Consider the following 18,091-nt stretch of genomic DNA (forward strand, 5'->3'; position numbering starts at 1 on the left):
GTCCGGCGCATCGAGACGCGCATGCCCCATCGCCGGCTCCGCATGGTCGCTGTCAGCCACCTCGCCGTCCTCGCCCTGTGCCAAGGCGTCGCCCTCGCGCAGCCGGCGCCTCCCCAGGGCCGACCGGCCCAGCAAGCTCAGCAGCGGCCGGGCCAGCAGGCGCCCGCGACGGCCCCGACGACGGCGGCCGCCGCGCCAGCGGCGATGCCGCAGCGCATCGAGGTGAACGATCCGGCGCTCGCGCCGGTCCCCCCGCCGGCGCGCACGCTGGCGAGCTGGAACGACGCGCGCGCGATGATCGAACAGCGGTCGGTCGACTTCGCCATCGCCGTGCAGGAGGTCGCCCGCGCCGAGGGGGTCGCGCGGCGGGCGCTCGCCGCGGCGCTCCCGAGCCTCGACGCGCGCGGCGACGTGACGCACGAGCTGGCGGGCGGCAGCAGCGTGAGCCCCTCGCTCCCCGCGCCAGGGGAGCCGGGCGCGGGGGCGATAGAGGATGCGCCGACGACCGCGTCGGCGTCGCTCACGCTCCGCCAGCCCATCCTCGCCCCGCGCGCCTGGTACGGGATCGGCACCGCCAGGCGCTCGGTGGACGTCGCCAAGCTGAGCCTGGAGGATCGCCGCCGCGTCACCGTCGGCGCGGTGGCGGACGCCGTCGTCTCGATCGTCACGGCCGAGCGGGTCAGCGAGATCAACCGGGTCGGGCTGCGCAGCGCGCTCGAGCGGCTCGAGCTGACCCGGCGGCGCGAGCGCCTCGGCACCGGCACGAAGCTCGACGTCGTCCGCGCGGAGCAGGACGTCGCCCTCGCCCGCGCGACGCTCGTGTCCGGCGACGAGGCGCTGCGCAAGGCGCGGGAGACGCTCGGGGCCGTGCTGGGCGAGCGCGGCGAGGTCGGCGTCCCGCAGGGCTTCTCGCTGAACGCGATCGCGGCGGAGGTGCAATCGGAGTGCGCCGAGGCGCGCTCGGATCAGCGCGCGGACGTCCGCGCCGCCCGGGCCGAGCTGGAGATCGCGGAGCGCAACCTCACCGACGCGAAGCTCGCGTTCGCCCCGTACGTCGATCTGTCGAGCACGCTGAGCGCCCGCACCGCGATCGGGGACGAGTCCACCCGGAGGGCGCGGTCCTGGGGGTGGTCCATCGGCGCCGTGCTCACCGTCCCCATCTGGGACGGCGGGGCGCGCTACGGCGATCTCCAGATCAGCAGGGCCGCTGTCGAGCAGCAGCGGGTTCGCCTCGGGGCGGTGGAGCGCACCGCGGGGCTCGAGACGACCCAGGCGGTCCGGGGCGTCGCCGTCGCCGAGCAGTCGCGCGCGGTCGCCGAGCAGTCGCGCGACCTCGCGCGCGAGACCGCGCGCCTCACGCAGGTCGCGTTCGAGGCCGGCACCGCGACGAGCTTCGATCTCGTCGAGTCCGGCCGCAGGCAGCGCGAGGCCGAGCTCGATCTCGCGGTGCGGGAGTTCGAGGTGGTGAAGGCGAAGATCACCGCGCTGCTCGCGTCCGCCTCGTGCAGATGAGGTGCGCGCAGGACGTGCGCCCGCCGAGCGCGGCCGCGGCGCGGCGCGCGCCGAGCGCGGCCACGACCTCGCGCGAGGGTTGTGCCGAGCGACCGCGCGAGTAGGCTACGCGCCCGATGGAGCGGCTCGAGAGCTACGTCGAAGGGCAGTGGCGCGCCGGCCAGGGCGCGCCGCACGTGCTCGTCAACCCCGCGACCGAGGAGCCGCTCGCCGAGACGAGCACGGACGGCCTCGATCTCGCGGCCGCGGTGGCGTTCGCGCGCGCCGAGGGCGGGCCGGCGCTGCGCGAGCTCACGTTCGCGCAGCGCGGCGAGCTGCTCCGCGCCATGTCGCGCGCCGCGCACGCCGAGCGCGACGCGCTCATCGACGTCGCCATCCGGAACGGCGGCAACACCCGCGGCGACGCCAAGTTCGACATCGACGGCGCGATCGGCACGCTCGCCTACTACGCCGACCTCGGCGCCCAGCTCGGCGACGCGCGGCTGCTCACGGACGGCGACGGCGTGCAGCTCGGGCGCTCGCCGCGCTTCTTCGGCCAGCACATCCTCGTCCCGCGCCCCGGCGTCGCGGTGCACATCAACGCCTTCAACTTCCCCGCGTGGGGGCTCGCGGAGAAGGCCGCCTGCGCGCTCCTCGCGGGCATGCCCGTCATCACGAAGCCCGCGACCAGCACCGCGCTCGTCGCGCTCCGGCTGATGAAGCTCTTCACCGAGCGCGCCCCGCTGCCGCGCGGCGCGCTCTCCTTCGTCGCCGGCCCGCCGGGCGATCTCCTCGCGCACCTCGGCGGCGAGGACGTCCTCGCCTTCACCGGATCGAGCGCCACCGGCGCCGCGCTCAGGCTGATGCCGGGCCTCGTGCGGGAGGGCGTCCGCGTGAACGTCGAGGCCGACAGCCTGAACGGCGCCGTCCTCGGCCCCGACGCCGTCCCCGGCTCCGAGACGTACGCGATGTTCCTGCGCGACGTCGCGCGCGACATCACCCAGAAGGCCGGCCAGAAGTGCACGGCGATCCGCCGCATCTTCGCGCCCGCGGCCGTCGTCGACGCCGTGCGCGACGACCTCGTCGACCGCCTCCGCGATGCGCGCGTCGGCGATCCCGCGCAGGACGGCGTCACGGTGGGTCCGCTGACCACGTCCGATCAGCTCCGCGGCGTGCGCGCGGGCATCGAGCGCCTCGCGGCGGGCGCCGCGGTGGCGCTCGGCGGCGCCGGGCCCTTCGAGGCGATCGGGGTGCCCCCGGGCAAGGGGTACTTCGTGCCGCCGACGCTGCTCGTCGCGAGCGGCCCCGACGACGCGCCCGCCGCGCACGAGCACGAGGTGTTCGGCCCCGTCGCCACGCTCTTCCCGTACGACGGCGGCGCGGCGCACGCCGTGGCGCTGCTGCGCCGGGGCCGCGGGAGCCTCGTTTGCTCCGTTTACAGCGACGACCGCGCCTTCGCGGCGGAGGTGCTGATCGGCGTCGCGCCGTACCATGGCCGCGTCCTGCTCGGCAGCGAGAAGATCGCCGATCAGGCGCCCGGCCCGGGCACCGTCCTCCCTCAGACGATCCACGGCGGCCCGGGCCGCGCCGGCGGCGGCGAGGAGCTCGGCGGCCTGCGCGGGCTCCATTTCTACTCGCAGCGCACCGCCGTGCAGGGGTCGCGGCCGATCCTGGAGGCGATCCTCGGGGCGAAGGGCGAGCCCCGCCCCGCGCCGGCGAGGCCGTAGATCGCGAAGGCCGGGGTAGCTCTTTCCGTGGACTTTATGGTGAAGTCTCGCTCATGAGCGCGGGCCCGCAACTCATCGGCAAGACGATCGCAGGGCGCTTCCGCGTCACCGGGTTCATCGGCGAGGGCGCGATGGCGGCGGTCTACCGCGGCGAGCAGGACGCGGAGCCGCGCGACGTCGCCATCAAGATCATGCACCCGCAGCTGCTCGGCGACGAGACGTTCGTCACCCGCTTCTACCGGGAGGCGAAGGCGGCGTCGCGCCTCCACCACCCGAACACGGTGCAGATCCTCGACTCCGGCGTGGAAGGGCACCTGCCGTACATCGTGATGGAGCTCGTCGCCGGGCAGGACCTGTTCGAGGTCCTGCTCGCCGAGCGCCGCTTCTCCGAGGCCCGCGCCGCGCGGTTCCTGATCGGCATCACCGACGCCCTCGCCGCCGCCCACGCGCGGGGCATCGTGCACCGCGATCTCAAGCCCGAGAACGTGATGGTCATGCGGGATCCCGCGGATCCGTCGGTCGAGCGCGTGAAGGTGCTCGACTTCGGGATCGCGAAGATGGTCGAGAGGAACACCCGCGGCGGCGACGACGGGCCGAACAGCGCGCCCATCAGCGTCTGGGGCTCGGTCACCACGGTCGGCGTGGTCGTCGGCACGCCCGCGTACATGTCCCCGGAGCAGTGCCGCGGCGACGTCATCGACGGGCGCAGCGACGTGTACGCGTGCGGGGTGCTCCTGTTCCTGCTCGTCACGGGCCGGCTCCCCTTCCCGCCCACGGCCGTCGCGTGGGAGGTGGCGATGGATCACCTCCGGAAGCCGCCGCCCGCGCCGAGCCAGTTCCTGCCGCAGATCCACCCTGCCCTCGAGGCGATCATCCTCACCGCGCTCGCGAAGTGGCCGAACCAGCGCCAGCAGAGCGCGGCCGAGCTGCGCGACGAGCTCGAGCGGCTCCTCCCCCACCTGTCCGACGCGCTGCTCCCTGCCGCCCGAGCGAGCGCGCCCGAGGACGCGCCGACCCTCGAAGTGGCGATGCCGCCGTCGCTCCGGAGCTCCATGACGGCCGCGCCGCCGCTGCGCGAGGGCGATCTGCCGCCGCCGGCGCAGCGGGGCGAGGTGCTGGCGAAGTCCGTGTTCCGCGAGGCGTCGCTGACGGACGGGCCGCCGTCGAGCGCGATCCTGTCGCTCGCCGCGACGCTCCCCGGCATCCCCCTCCCGCGCGAGGCGCCGGCCGGGCCGACGTCGGACGACCTCTCGCGCACGCTCCCCGCGGTGCGGCGGCTCGTCGCGCCGACGAGCGATCCGCCGGCGAGCGACGTCGTGATCCACGATCGCAAGGACTTCGGGCCGCTCCTCCCCGCCGCGGGCGCCCGCGCGCCGTCCCCCAGGCCGGAGGCGCCGCGAGGCGCCGGCGCGACCGCCGCCGCCGCGCCGCCGCGGCCGCCCTCGCGGTCCTCGACCGAGAACGTCATCGAGATCGCGCCGGCGCCGGTCCGGCGCGACCGCCGCCCGCCCGCGCGCCCCACGGACCTGTGGATGGTCAAGCTCGTGGTGCCGCTGGCGCTGGTGCTCGGGCTGGCGCTCGGGGTGCTCGCCTTCTTCCTGAGCCGCTGACGCCTCGCGCCTCGGGCGCTGGCCGCCGTGACGGGCGCCGACGCCTCGCGCCTCGGGCGCTGGCCGCCGTGACGGGCGCCGACGCCTCGCGCCTCGGGCGCTGGCCGGCGTGACGGGCGCCGACGCGTCGCGCCTCAGGCGCTGGGCGGCGTGACGGGCGCCTCGAAGGCGGCCCGGAGCGCCTGCGCGCGCAGCTCGATCGCCGCCGACGCGGGCGGCGGGACCGGCGCCTCCGCCTCGGCCGACAGCGCCATCGCGAACGCGTCGATCGCGGCCTCGACGACGCCCTCGATCGGGCGCGCCGCGAGCTCGTCGGGGGCGTCGTGGACCGCCACCATGCCCATCAGGACGGCGCGCACGTGGGCCGCCGCCCGCGGCGACGGCGCGGCGCCCCCTTCTTCGACGCCCCGCGCGCCGCTCGCGCCGCGCGCCCCCGGCTCCGCGCCGGCCCGCGCCGCCCTCGCGATCTCGGCGGAGAGCGGCCAGCTCAGCCGCGCCACGAGCCGCTCCTGCACGTAGGCGCGGACGCTCGCGTCGGCGCGCTTGCGCTCCTCGGGCAGCGCCGCGATCGGGCGCAGGTCGGACGCGAGCTCCCGGCGCGCCGGCTCGAGCGCCTTGTCGATCACCGCCGCGAGCGCGCGCCGCTCGCGGCGCAGGTACGCCGCGCTCGCGCGGAGCCGGTCGGCCTCCGCGCGCGCCCTCCGCCCGGCCTCTCGGTCCTCGGCCGCGCGCGCCGACGCCGTATGGGCGAGCTCGGCCGCGATGCGGCCCGCCTTGCGGCGGAGCGCGCGCTCGCGGAGCGCGTCGCTCGCGTCGACGATCTGCTCGGCGAAGAGCGCCTCGACCTCGGCCCACCCCGACGCCGCGAGCGCCTCCTCGTCGCCGAGGCGCCCCTTCAGCGAGAGCCGCGCCGAGAACGCGATCGGCGGCGTGAGCGACGCGATGGCGCTCGCCGCGAGGCTGTCGCGCACGTGCGCGAGCACCGTCTCCAGGGCGTCGGGCTTGAGCCGGTCGGCCTTGTTCGCGAGGATCTGCACGGGCACGCCGAGCGCGCTGATCTCGGAGAGCACCCGCCGCTCCGACTCCTTCATCGCCTGGGGCGCGTCGAGCAGCCAGACGGCGACGTGGGCCTCGTCGAACGCCCGCCGCGCCTCGGCGATGTGATCGGGGTCGGGCGCGTTGAAGCCGGGCGTGTCGAGGATCTCGACGCGCTTGAGCCGCTCGATGGGCGCGTAGATGAACACCCGCGCGACCTTGTCCCCGGCCGCCGCGAGCGCGCGCAGCGTGTCCTTCAGCGCCGCGTGCGGCACGACGCGGTCCTGGCCGCCGCGCACGACGATGCGCGCGAACGGATCGGGCGCCCAGGCGACCCAGTGGAGCGTCGCGGTCGTCGGCAGGACGCCGGTCGGCGCCACGTCCTCGCCGAGCAGCGCGTTCAGGAACGTGCTCTTGCCCGCGTTGAACTCGCCCACCACGGCCGCGCGGAGCGGCCGCTCCCGCTCCACCGCGAGGGCCTCGATCGCCGCGAGCAGGTCGAGCCGGTCGAGGAGCTTGGCCGTGCGCGCGAGCTCGCGCAGCACGTCGCCCCACGCGGCGGCGGCGCGGGCCCCGGCCGGGCCGCCCGCGGGGGGCACCCACGCCTGCGCGATCGCGCGGCGCATGTCGTCGGCCCACGCCGCGCCCTCGCCGGTCACCGCGTCGAGCGCGTCGAGCGCGCCGCTCCCCTGCCCCGCGGACGCCATCGCCGCGGCGTCGCGCAGCCGGACGAGGTCGGGCGGGAGCGGGGGCGCGGCGGCGCCGCGCGGCGCCTTGTCGTCGTCGCGGTCGTCGTGGTCGTTCTTGCCGCGCGCGGCGAGCGCGTCGAGCGCGCCGAGGTCGCGGGTCTCGACGGCCATGCGGAGCAGCGCCGCCGCGGCCGCGCGGTCGCCCGCGGAGAGCCCGCGCGCGAGCGCCTGCCGCGCGTCGTCGCGCCGCCCCTCGGCGAAGGCGAACGCGGCGGCCCAGGTCGGCTCGTCGAGCGCGCCGGCGGCGCGGACGACGCGGCGCACGCGGTCGACGACGAGCACGTCGCGGGAGGCGGCGACCAGGGCGGCGCAGAGCTCCGCCGCGCCGGGGACGTCGAGCACGAGCGCCCGCAGCCCGAGGTCGAGCGCCCGCCCCACCACGGCGGGCGGCAGGGCCGCCGCGGAGGAGCCCGCCGCGGAGAAGCCCGCCGCGGCGCTCGCCTCGGCCAGCGCGAGCCGGGCGAGCACGAGGGCGGCGCGCCCCTCGATCGCGGTGGGCTCGCCGAGGATCTCCGCGGCGGCGCGCGCGCCGTCGAGATCGCCGTACGCGAGCGCGCACTCGGCGCGGCGGAGGGCCACGTCGCGGTCGGGCACGGTGGTGAGCGGCGCAGGGATGCGGTCGAGCCAGCGCTGCGCGCGGGCCGGGTCGCCCGCGGCGAGGTCGAGGTCCGAGAGATCGAGCAGCGCGAGGCGCGCCGCGTCGCGCTCCTCCGGCGCCGACGTGGCCCGCTCGAGCGCGTCGCGCGCGCCGTCCCAGCCGATGCGCTGCCCAGCGCGGCCGAGGCGGAGCCACACGTCGGCGCGCCACGGGACGCGCTTCGCGAGATCCGTGAGCGAGGCGACGACCTCCTGGTCGAGCCACGCGTCCTCCGCGGCGTCGGCCCAGAGCGCCAGCCCGACGGCCGAGTCGGGCAGCACGGAGAGGATGGAGCGGGCGTGCTCACGGGCCTCCAGGGGCATGCCCTTCGCGAGCGCGGCCTCGGCGGCGCTGCGCTCGTTCTCGAGGCCGAGGGCGAGGATCTCGACCCGCCCGAAGAACCGGTTGAGCGCCTCGACGAGCCTCGCCATGGGCGGGATGAAAGCCTCCCGGGAGGGCGGTCGTCCAGGAAGAAGCGAAGGCCCGCGCGGCGGGCGGCCAGGCTCGGATCTGGCCGGAGGCTCCCCCGGGGAGCCTCGCTGGAGGTCTCGACCTGGGCGGGGCCTCGAAAACGAGGGGACCGCCAGGTCTGGGCCCTGCTCAGCGTCTGGCGACGAGCGCTCGGACAGATCTCGATCTGGGCGGGGCCTCGAAAACGAGGGGACCGCCAGGTCTGGGCCCTGCTCAGCGTCTGGCGACGAGCGCTCGGACAGATCTCGATCTGGGCGGGCCTCGAAAACGAGGGGACCGCCAGGTCTGGCCCTGCTCAGGATCTGGTGACGGGCGCTTTGCCAGGTCTCGACCTGGGGGGTGCCTCGAAACCGAGGGGGACCGCCAGGTCAGGGTCCCTTCAGGATCTGACCACCAGCGCTCGGCCAGGTCTCGACCTGGACCGAGCCCGGAACGTGAGCGCCTGTTGTTAGAGTGGACCCGTGCCAGCGGACATCGTTACAGGGCGCGTCGACGCGCTGATCGTCACCGCGCTGCAGGACGAGCTCGAGGCGGTGCTCGCGCTCGGCGAGGGTGGTCGAGACGGCTGGCGGGAGGCGCGGGATCCGGGCGGGTTCCCGTACTTCGTCCGCGACCTCCCGAACGACCGCGGCGAGCCGCTCCGCGTCGCCGCGGCGTGGTCGGGGCGGATGGGCGAGAGCGCGGCGGCGGCGAGGGCGCAGGGGCTCATCGAGGAGCTCGATCCAGGGTGCCTCGCGATGTGCGGCATCTGCGCCGGCAAGCGCGGCGAGGTGTCGCTCGGCGACGTCATCGTCGCCGACCGGGTCTACAGCTACGACGAGGGCAAGCGCGTCGCCCACGGCGGCGGCGAGGGCGCGTTCTTCCACGACATCGAGACGTACAACCTCGAGCGCACGTGGAACATGGATGCCGCGCTCTTCGCGCGCGAGTTCGAGCGGCAGGTTGCGTTCGCGGCCGAGCGCCCGCCGTCGAAGCCCTCGCAGGCGTGGTGGCTCCGGCACGCGCTCTACGAGAGCCAGGTGGAGGGGGGCCCGCCGCCCGTCTCGCGGCCGGAGCGCGCGGCGCGGTGCCCGGGCTGGACCGAGCGCATCGGCGAGCTGGAGGCGGCGGGCGCGCTCCGCATCGGCGACGGCGGCCTCGAGCTCACGGAGGCGGGCGTGGCGCAGGTCCGCCGGGATCGCCTGCTCCACCCGGACGGCCCGCCGCCGGCCCGGCCGTTCCGCGTGCACATCGGCCCGATCGCCACGGGCAAGGCGGTGCAGGAGGACGCGGGGCTGTTCGAGCGGCTGAAGCCGATCGGGCGGAAGGTGCTCGGCGTCGAGATGGAAGCCGCGGCGATCGGCTACGTCGCGGAGCGCCTCGGGAGGCGGTCGATCATCGCGAAGGCCGTCTCGGATCACGCCGATCACGACAAGGACGACAGCTTCCGCGCGTTCGCGTGCCGCGCCTCGGCGGAGTTCCTCGTCGCGTTTCTGAGGCGCTTTCTTGCGCCTGCGCGCGCCGAGCGAGGCGCGAGGATGCGCCGCTTCCCGGCGCGCGTGCGGGGCAATCACGCGGAGCCGCACGGCGACGACATCCTCCTGCCCGGGGAAGGGCGCAGCGACGACTTCCTCTCGCGGGTCGAGCGCGTGTGCAGGCTGCGCGAGCCCGAGGGCGTGAAGATCGAGTGGTTCGACGCGCCCCTCCCCTTCGGCGTCTACCTTCGCGTCTCGGTCAACGAGGGCGGCATCGTCCGGATCGCGCCGCTCGCGGCGCTCGAGAGCGGCATCTCGACCGAGGCGGTCTCCGCGTTCATCGAGAGCATCGACGCCTCGTACCGGCGCGAGGATCCGGGCCTCGTGTCCACGCTGGTCTACGGCGGCGAGCCCGCGCCGGAGGAGCTCGTGCGTTACGCGAGCGCGCGGCGCGTGCGCCTCGTGCGGTTCCTCGAGTACCAGGGGCTCATCGACTTCCGCGGCTACCTGGCGTGGCAGAACGCGGGCCTCGAGCGGGATCTCACGTATCCGCCGGATCTCTACGTCGACCAGCGCGTCGCGCTCACGACGGGCCAGGAGGACGTGCTGCACGAGCGCGCGCTCGACGCCGTCGCGGAGCTGCTCGACTCGGAGCACAGCCGGTTCGTGCTGGTGCTCGGGGACTTCGGCACGGGCAAGACGTTCCTCCTGCACGAGCTCGCGCGGCGGATGGGCAAGGCGGGCGGCCCGCTGACGCCGGTGCTGATCGAGATGCGCGCGCTGGAGAAGGCGCGCGACCTGAACGCGCTCATCGCGCAGCACCTCGCGCTCGCGGGGCTCGGCAAGATCGATCTGCCCGCGTTCCGGCATATGCTGGCCGAGGGGCGGATCGCGCTCCTGTTCGACGGCTTCGACGAGCTCGCCTTCCGCGTGACGTACGACCGCGCGGTCGAGCACTTCGACACGCTGATCCAGGCGGCGCAGGGCAAGGCGGCGAAGGTGGTGGTGACGAGCCGGAGCCAGCACTTCATCTCGGAGCAGCAGGTGAGGTCCGCGCTCGCGGAGAAGGCCGCCTTGCTGCCCGGCTACCGGCTCGCACGTCTGCAGCCTTTCACAGGAGCGCAGATCCGCAGGTTCCTGGTGAACCGGCTCGATAGCGAGGAGGCGGCCGACGAGCGAATGCAGCTGCTCGCAGAGGTGAAGGACCTGCTCGGCCTGTCGGCGAACCCGCGGATGCTGGGGTTCATCGCCGAGATCGATGCGGCGCAGCTGCGGCAAGCGAAGGCGGGAGACGGCGAGATCACCTCGGCGGGGCTCTACAAGCTGCTCCTGGATCGGTGGCTCGTCTGGGAGTACGAGCGCGCGCACCCGAAGGGCGCGCAGCCGGGGTTGTCGGTGGCGCAGCGGTGGCGCGCGGTGACGGAGCTCGCGACGCGGCTGTGGCACCGGACGGAGCAGAGCGTGAACATCCGCGAGCTGCCGGTGGAGCTCATCGCGGCGCTGCAGGCGCTCGGTCGGCACGAGCTCGATCTGGATGTGACGAAGCACCAGATCGGGTCGGGGACGCTGCTCGTGTGGGACGACCAGGAGAACTTCCGGTTCATCCACCAGTCGGTGCTCGAGTGGCTGGTGGCGCGGGCGGCGGCCGAGGAGGTGCAGCGCTCCGGGGAGGCAGCGGCGCTCGCGCAGCGGGAGGCGAGCGACTTGATGGCGGATTTCTTCGGGGCGCTCGCCGGACGCGGGGCGACGGCGCGGTGGGCGCGGAACGCGCTCGCTGGGGCGTGGGGGGCGGTGGCGGCGGGGAACGCGCTGCGGATCGACGGGCGGATGGGGCTCGGGGTGCGTGAGCGGATGAACCTTGCGGGGGCGGATCTGCGGGGACAGGATCTGTCCGGGAAGGACCTCCGCGGATGCGATCTGCGAGAAGCAGATCTGCGCGAGGCGAAGCTCGTGGGGGCGAACCTGAGCGGGGCGCGGATGGCGGGGGCGCTGCTCGATGGGGCGGATCTCTCCGGGGCGACGCTCTGCGGGGCGGATCTTACGCGGGCGACGGCGGTGCGGGGGCGGCTTGTTGGCGCGGATCTGACGGGGGCGAAGCTCGCCTCGATGAGGCTGCGTGGGGCGAAGCTCGTGGGGGCGCGGGGCGCGCGGTTCGACGGGTGCGATACGTTCGGCGCGGCGATGCCGGAGGCGGCGAGCTTCGAGCCGACCTGGGTGCAGGTCGGGGAATGCGGCGCCGTGGCGATCAGTCCTGACGGGGCGCTGCTGGCCTCCGGCCATGCGGATGGGCTCGCGCTGTGGGACCTGGCGACCGGCAGTCCCCTGCGCATGCTGACGGGGCACTCCGGTCCGGTCATGAGCATCGCGTTCAGCCCTGACGGCGAGACGCTCGCTACCGGCTCGAAGGATGGCACGGTCCGGATATGGGATGTTTCTACTGGTAATGCGCTCTGCGTGCTGAAGGGACACTCGCGGGCCGTGATGAGCGTGGCGTTCAGCCTTGACGGCAAGACGCTCGCTTCCGGCTCTTCGGATCAGGAGATCCGGCTCTGGGACATGACCACCTTCACCGAGGTCAGGGTGCTACGAAATCAGCCCCATGGCATCTCGTTCGTGGCCTTCAGTCCTTCGGAGGACACGCTGGTGTCCTGCTCCCACGACGCCACGGTGCGCTTCTGGCAAGCGTCGACAGGGCGGCTGCTTCGAGAGTTCGGTGGCCACGTCGACCGCCTGTCGAGCGCGGCGTTCAGTCACGATGGCGCGGTGCTCGCTACCGGCTCCCGCGACGGCAGAGTGCGGCTCCGGCGGGTGTCGACGGGGGAGACGCTGCGCGTTCTCGAGGGGCATTCGGGTGCGGTGCTGGGCGTGGCGTTCAGCCACGACGGCGTCACGCTGGCTTCCGGTTCCCGCGACGGCACAGCGCGCCTCTGGCGGGCTTCGACGGGAGAGACGTTGCGCGTGCTGGAGGGCCATTCAGGACGTGTGCCGAGTGTAGCTTTCAGCCCTGACGGGGCGATCCTGGCCACAGGCGCTGACGACGGCATCGTACGGCTCTGGCAGGCGTCGAGGGGAGAAACGCTGCACGTGCTGAAGGGGCGCCCCCAGATCGTCACGAAAATGGCTCTGAGCCGTGACGGTGCGACGATGACCACCGCCACCACATTCCCCGAACGCGGTATTCATCTCTGGAGCCTGGCGACGGGGAACGTGTCGAGCATTCAACCGGGGAGCATCGGCTATTTGACGAATCTCGCTCTCAGCCCCGATGGCCTGACCATCGCTGCGGGCTTGCACAACAACACCGTCCGGCTCTGGCACAGGAGCACGGGCAAGCATGCGCACACGCTAGAAGGACATCTCCTCGCCGTATCGAGTGTCGCGTTCAGTCCCGATGGCGCAACGCTGGCTTCCGGCTCCGAGGACGGCACACTGCGACTCTGGGCAGCGACGACCGGGGCGCCGTTGCATGTGCTCCGAGTCGACAGGAGCGGTGTCCGGAGCGTGACGTTCAGTCCTGACGGTGCGGCCTTGGCCTCGGGCTCGGGAGATGGGACCGTCCGGATCTGGCGGATAGCAGACGCTAGCATGAGGCACGAGCTTCAGCGGCATGCGAGCAGTGTCACGAGCGTGGCCTTCAGCCCTGACGGTGTGACGCTTGCTTCAGGCGGCTTCGATCACAAGGTGTTCTTGTGGCGAGCGGCGACTGGCGAAGCGACAGGCATGCTGCTGGGCCATACTTCCCCCGTCGCCAGCGTCGCGTTCAGTCCGAGCGGTGCGTTTCTCGCATCCGGCTCATTCGACGAGAGCATCCATCTCTGGGACGCGTCGACTGGTGAGCTCGTTCGCGTTCTGACAGGGCATTTGGATGCGGTCACGAGCGTGGCATTCAGTCCCGACGGCGCTACCCTGTTTTCCTGTTCTCACGACACCACGATCCGCCTCTGGGACGTGCGCTCCGGCGCCTGCCTCGCCATACTCCTCAAGCTCCCCGAGGGCTGGGTCGCCTTCCGCCCCGACGGCCGCTACAAGCTCGGCGGCAACATCGCAGGCGGCTTCTGGCACGCCGCCAACCTCTGCCGCTTCGAGCCGGGCGAGCTCGATGCGCTGTTTCCCGGTCTGCGCATCCCGGACGACGAGCCGCTGCTCTCCGCATCGCCTGCTCTCCGCGCCTCGACGCCGAGCGATAGCCTCTTGACGACCGTCCCCGTCCGCCTCTTCTTCAGTTATTCCCACGAGGACGAGGGGCTCCGCAACGACCTGGAGAAGCACCTCGCCCCCCTCGAGCGCGACGGCCTGGTCCGGGGCTGGCACGACCGCCGCATTGCAGCCGGCGACGAGTGGGCCGGCCAGATCGACAGGAACCTCGAAGAGGCGGACGTGATCCTGCTCCTCGTGAGCGCCGATTTCCTCGCCTCCGATTATTGCTTCGACAGGGAGATGAAGCGCGCCCTAGAGCGCCACGACGCCGGCAAAGCCCGGGTCATCCCGGTTCTTCTCCGGCCGACCGACTGGCACAGCGCCCCCTTCGCCCGGCTCCAGGCGCTTCCGGTCGATGGTAAGGCGGTCACCTCCTGGCAAAACCAGGACGAAGCCTGGACCGAGGTGGCCAAGGGCATCCGGCGCGCGGTCGACGCGCTTCGCGCCCGACCCCGGTGATCCGCGGGGCGCGCGGCAAGCGCCGTCGAGCTCCTACGGTGTCTCGTCGATGGCCTCGATCACGATCCCGCCGAACCGGGCCTCGTCGGCGCGACACCTCACGCCCCGGATGACGCAGGCGTGGCCGTCCCGAGGCTCGCCGGTATCGGCGTAGCGCGCCCCGAAGCCGCCGTCGAACGTCGTGTTGAAGAACTCGAGAGGCCGCCCGCCCTCGTCCGTGGCCTCATGCTTGCAGAGCCCGCACACCACGCGCGGGTGGCGAGGCCACAGCTCCAAGGGATCGCCGCAGATCGGGCAGCGGTGCGTCCCGTCCGGCATCCCGCGCCCGTCGGCGGTCACGAGGCGCGCGCCGCGCTCGCCCGCGGCGAACCGGTACGGGCCGCTGATCCCCACGATGCTGATGCGGTCCTCGCTCGCGACCGCGAGCAGGCCGGCGCCGGCGAGGGTGAGCCCCTCGAGCGCCGCGGTGAAGCCGGGCCGGGCGGTGGTGTCCTCCCCGCGATCCTCGTGCCAGGACGCGATCTCGACGCGTTCCCGGCTGGACCAGGCCTCGATCGCCTGGCGCTGCTCTTGAGCCGATGCGCACGCGGCGTCCGTGGAGACGCGGACGTAGGCGACGGCGCGCTCGGGGCTGCCGCGCTTGAACCGGCGAGCTGTCATCCGGGATGAGAGAATCCTGGACGGCGACGGTTGTCCAGCGGGGCGTGGTCGCGCGGGCGCGGGTGGCTCGTCTCCGAGCGGCACGCGCCGGAGGTTCGCCGCGCCCCTGTCCGATTCCTACCTCGACACGCTCTCGGCGGAGAGGCGCGCCGCCATCCGCGCGCGCATCGGACGGTAGGGCGGCAGCTCTGCGAGCGGCACGCAGCAGCGCAGCGCGCCCGAAAGGCGCGGCGCTTGCGCGATGCGCCCAGCCAAGGCGTCCGCTGCGTCCGGGTAGACTCCGGACCGATGCTCCTCCCGCCGAGAACGACAGGCCTCGCCGCGCCCGCGGGCGTCCTGCGCCCGTGGCCCTCCGTGCTGGCGACGTGGGGCCCTGGAGAGCGAAGCACGCTGCACGCCCACCATTGCTGGCACCTCGTGCTGGCGCTCGACGGGGAGCTGCAGGTCGGGACGGCCGACAGGGGCCCGTTCCAGCCGGGAAGCGCCGTCCTCACGGCCCCGGACACCGCGCATGCGATCGACGCGTCGGGCGTCCGTGTGCTCATCGTGTTCATCGAGCCGGAGAGCGACGTCGGAGATGGGCTCGCCCAGGCGCTCGGGGCGTCGCCCATCGAGGTCATGGGCAGCGAGATCGCGGATCGGCTGCGATCGTGCATCGCCGAGCGTGGAGAGGCCGGGCTCTCGGCGGCGCTGCCCGGCGTGTTCGAGGCGCTGGGGATCGCGGTCCCGCCCTCCTCGCCGAGGCCGAGGCACCCGGGCGTCCAGCGGGTGCTGCGCCAGCTGCGGGCGGGCGCCGGAGACGCGGACACGTCGCTCGAAGCCCTGGCCCGTGTCGCGCGGCTCTCGCCGGGGCGGTTCATGCACGCCTTCACGGAGAGCGTCGGCGTGCCGCTGCGGCCGTACCTCCTGTGGCTCAAGCTGGAGCGCGCCGGGGCGGCGATCGCCGGCGGCGCGGCGCTCTCGGAGGCCGCCAGCGCGGCCGGCTTCGCGGACGCGGCGCACATGACCCGGACCTTCCGACGGATGTTCGGGGTGAGCCCCTCCGATCTGAGACGCCGTAGCCAGCTCGTTCAAGACCGGTGAGGAGCGGGTCGCCACCTTGAGGGCATGGCACCTCTGCTCGTCCTCTCGATCTCGTTCGCGCTGTTCGTCGTCCTCGGGCGCCTCGGCGTCAGGCACCTCGGGAGCTGGGTGACCTGCTTGCGGTACGCCCTCGCGGCGATGTTCCTGCTGACCGGCTCGGCCCACTTCGGGAGCCGGCGCGCAGAGCTCGTGGCGATGGTGCCGCCGGCGCTGCCCTCCCCGGAGTTCCTCGTGGCCGCGACGGGGGTCCTGGAGATCGCAGGCGCGGCGGCGCTCCTGGCTCCGCGGCTCGCGCCGTGGACGGCTGCGGGGCTGACGGTGCTGCTCGTGGCGATGTTCCCTGCGAACGTGCATGCGGCGCGGGCGGGGCTCACGCTGGGCGGCAGCCCGGTGACGCCGCTCGTGCCACGAACGCTGATGCAGATCGTGTTCGTCAGCGCGACGGTCGCCGTGGCGATCGGCGGCCGCCGCGAGGACCGGCGCCGGGAGTAAACACGGCGCTCCGCTCGACGTCCCGCTCCAACCCTCAGGCTCAGCACGCGATCATGTCCAGACATGCCGGCCCGCCTCGCCGACCAGCCCCTGGCCACGCCGCGCATGGAGCGCGACACCTGGACGCGCTCGGGCCGGCAGGCCCCGCGCTGGACCCGCGAAAACGGGCACGATAGCCTCGCGTCAGGTGCGCTTTCGCCGGAGCACGCCCGAGGGAGCCCCTCTGGTGATCGAGAGGCATCGGGGAGCGGAAGACACCCATGATCTGCGTCGCGGTGAAGGTGGAGACGGAGTGCGGCACCTGCCGGCTGCCGATGCCGGTGAACACGCTGGCCCGCGAGGTGAGCTGCGCGAGCTGCGGAAGGCCCGCGGCGCTCGCCGATGATCTCTGGAAGGCGCTGCTCCGCCATCCGATCCACGACGGCCCGAAGATGCTGCTGAAGGAGGGGCGGTCCACGTCCGCGGGCAAGCTCTCGGCTGCCTACACGCGGCGCGCGCCCTCCTGCCAGGGCTGCGACAAGGAAATTCCCATCGAGGACATCCGCGAGGTGCGCGAGCAGGCGACGGTCACGTGCGCGCGGTGCGCGAAGCGGACCTGGGTGCGAACGGTTCCCACAGAGCTCGCCGGAGCGCTCCCGAGCATCACGCACGTGGTCGGCGAAGACCCGGATCCGGCCGCCATGGCGTCGGAAGGTGCGGCCGAGGCGGCGACGTTTCCCTGCCCGCAGTGCGGATCACCGGTGCCGTTCGATGGCGTGACGCGCGCGTGCGTGTGCAGGTTCTGCAACGCGAGCGTGCACGTGCCGGACGACTTCGTGTTCCGCGGGCGGAGGAAGGTGGCGGCGAGCTGGTTTCTTTGCTTCGATCCGTCGATCACGGACGGAGCCCCTGCCGCGGAGGCCGTCGAGGCGGGGCTGTTCGACTGGGAAGACGAGCCGCCGCAGGTGGCCGTCGACTCGGAGGGCAACCTGTACTGCGCAGCCACGCAGGGGCGCTGGTTCTCGGGCAAGAACTTCGAGCCGAAGTTCCGGTACGATCACCTGCTCTGGTCCGTCGATCCCTCGTTGCGCGTCCGCTGGATCCAGCGCGGTCGCCCGCAGGCCAAGCGCCTCCTGCTCTCCCCCGGGGGCTCGCTCCTCGTGACAGTCCAGAACAAGTCACCGCAACCCTGGCTGTCCTCCGAGACCGGCACGGCCGAGGATGGGGCACAACGCGCGCCGCAGGGAATCGTCGAGGAGCTTAGCGGCGGTGACGACTTGACCTGTTGCGTCGATGGCTCGCTTCTTATCCTGGAAGGGAATAAGTTGCGGCGGATTGCTTCGAACGGCGTGGAGATACCCGTCTGGCCTCCCAGCGCTTCAGGGGGGCACACGGACGATAGTCTGCGAGGACCGCGTGAGCTTGCCGACCATCCTGTGCAAATGTGCGCCTGTGGGGCGCGCATCCATTGTGGTCCGGACGGGTCGGTCTACTTGATAAGTCGGGATGAGATAGCCCGATTCGATGCCAGCGGACGAAAAATCTACGGCGTGGCGATCTCGTCCGACTCGCCGATGTCAGTATATTGCAACCTAGGTGCTGATGTTCACGGCAATGCCTATCTCCTCCGCCGCGAGCAACTGGTGCGCATCAGCGCGATGGGCGAGCAGAGCATCGTCCTGGAGTCGAAGCGCGACGGGTTGCCCCGAGACGAGATGACCCTTGCCGTATGCCCCGATGGTGCGTTCTGGCTCTTCGGTACGGAGGGGCTCGCATGGAAATTTGATCCGGGGGGCGCGCTGCTCTTCGACAGTCGGAGGGAGCCCAGACCCAAGAAGTCGAGCCGAGAGGATCTCGGTTTCCCGTCCGGTTCAGAAATGATGGCCTCCTTCAAGAAGGCACTCGCTCAGCAGGAGGAGCAGCGGCGGCGGGAGGAGCAGGAGAGGATCAAAGTAGACCGGCGCCAGATGGCCATCGTTCTGCCCTGCATCGCTATCTTGCTCCTGGCCCCCTTCGTGCTTGTCGCCTGGCTGATGATTCGCTGAGC

General features: G+C 73.2%; 9 protein-coding genes. 7 read left to right on the top strand and 2 right to left on the bottom strand.

Annotated elements, in window-relative coordinates:
* The first annotated feature begins 21 nt into the window (after positions 1 to 21).
* The 3 genes from WMF22_RS20150 (at position 22) to WMF22_RS20160 (ending at position 4,828) form a co-directional block, all read left to right on the top strand.
* On the top strand, positions 22 to 1,512 hold the full coding sequence (locus WMF22_RS20150; protein WP_437300671.1) for a TolC family protein: 1,491 nt from the start codon (positions 22 to 24) through the stop codon (positions 1,510 to 1,512).
* Between the two features lie 116 nt (positions 1,513 to 1,628).
* Positions 1,629 to 3,218, top strand: coding sequence for a 3,4-dehydroadipyl-CoA semialdehyde dehydrogenase (locus WMF22_RS20155; protein WP_438036740.1), 1,590 nt, complete (start codon positions 1,629 to 1,631; stop codon positions 3,216 to 3,218).
* 53 nt (positions 3,219 to 3,271) lie between these two features.
* Positions 3,272 to 4,828 (top strand): protein kinase domain-containing protein, encoded by a 1,557-nt coding sequence (locus WMF22_RS20160; protein ID WP_437300673.1) that lies wholly within the window; start codon positions 3,272 to 3,274, stop codon positions 4,826 to 4,828.
* A gap of 134 nt (positions 4,829 to 4,962) precedes the next feature.
* On the opposite strand, the gene WMF22_RS20165 is transcribed toward WMF22_RS20160, so the two are convergent.
* The gene (locus WMF22_RS20165) at positions 4,963 to 7,680 is read right to left on the bottom strand and encodes a dynamin family protein (protein WP_438036741.1); all 2,718 of its coding nucleotides are present in this window, start codon (positions 7,678 to 7,680) and stop codon (positions 4,963 to 4,965) included.
* A 501-nt stretch (positions 7,681 to 8,181) separates the two neighbouring features.
* Here WMF22_RS20165 and WMF22_RS20170 point away from each other — a divergent pair.
* The gene (locus WMF22_RS20170) at positions 8,182 to 13,830 is read left to right on the top strand and encodes a pentapeptide repeat-containing protein (protein ID WP_438036742.1); all 5,649 of its coding nucleotides are present in this window, start codon (positions 8,182 to 8,184) and stop codon (positions 13,828 to 13,830) included.
* A 33-nt stretch (positions 13,831 to 13,863) separates the two neighbouring features.
* Here the strand turns inward: WMF22_RS20170 and WMF22_RS20175 are convergent, their stop codons facing one another.
* Complete coding sequence (locus tag WMF22_RS20175) at positions 13,864 to 14,490, bottom strand: recombinase family protein (RefSeq protein WP_438036743.1); 627 nt, start codon at positions 14,488 to 14,490, stop codon at positions 13,864 to 13,866.
* 288 nt (positions 14,491 to 14,778) lie between these two features.
* Between WMF22_RS20175 and WMF22_RS20180 the strand changes: the two genes are divergently transcribed.
* The 3 genes from WMF22_RS20180 to WMF22_RS20190 all read left to right on the top strand — a co-directional run bounded on the left by WMF22_RS20180 (position 14,779) and on the right by WMF22_RS20190 (position 18,089).
* A complete protein-coding gene (locus WMF22_RS20180) occupies positions 14,779 to 15,573 on the top strand; it encodes a helix-turn-helix domain-containing protein (RefSeq protein WP_438036744.1) in 795 nt (264 codons plus the stop codon).
* A gap of 24 nt (positions 15,574 to 15,597) precedes the next feature.
* Entirely contained in the window at positions 15,598 to 16,065 is a 468-nt protein-coding gene (locus WMF22_RS20185) for a DoxX family protein (protein WP_438036745.1), read from the top strand.
* Positions 16,066 to 16,496: 431 nt separating this feature from the next.
* A complete protein-coding gene (locus WMF22_RS20190) occupies positions 16,497 to 18,089 on the top strand; it encodes a hypothetical protein (RefSeq protein WP_438036746.1) in 1,593 nt (530 codons plus the stop codon).
* The last annotated feature ends 2 nt before the right edge of the window (positions 18,090 to 18,091 follow it).

This window comes from Sorangium sp. So ce204, from assembly GCF_051526795.1.
Taxonomy (GTDB): domain Bacteria; phylum Myxococcota_A; class Polyangia; order Polyangiales; family Polyangiaceae; genus Sorangium; species Sorangium cellulosum_B.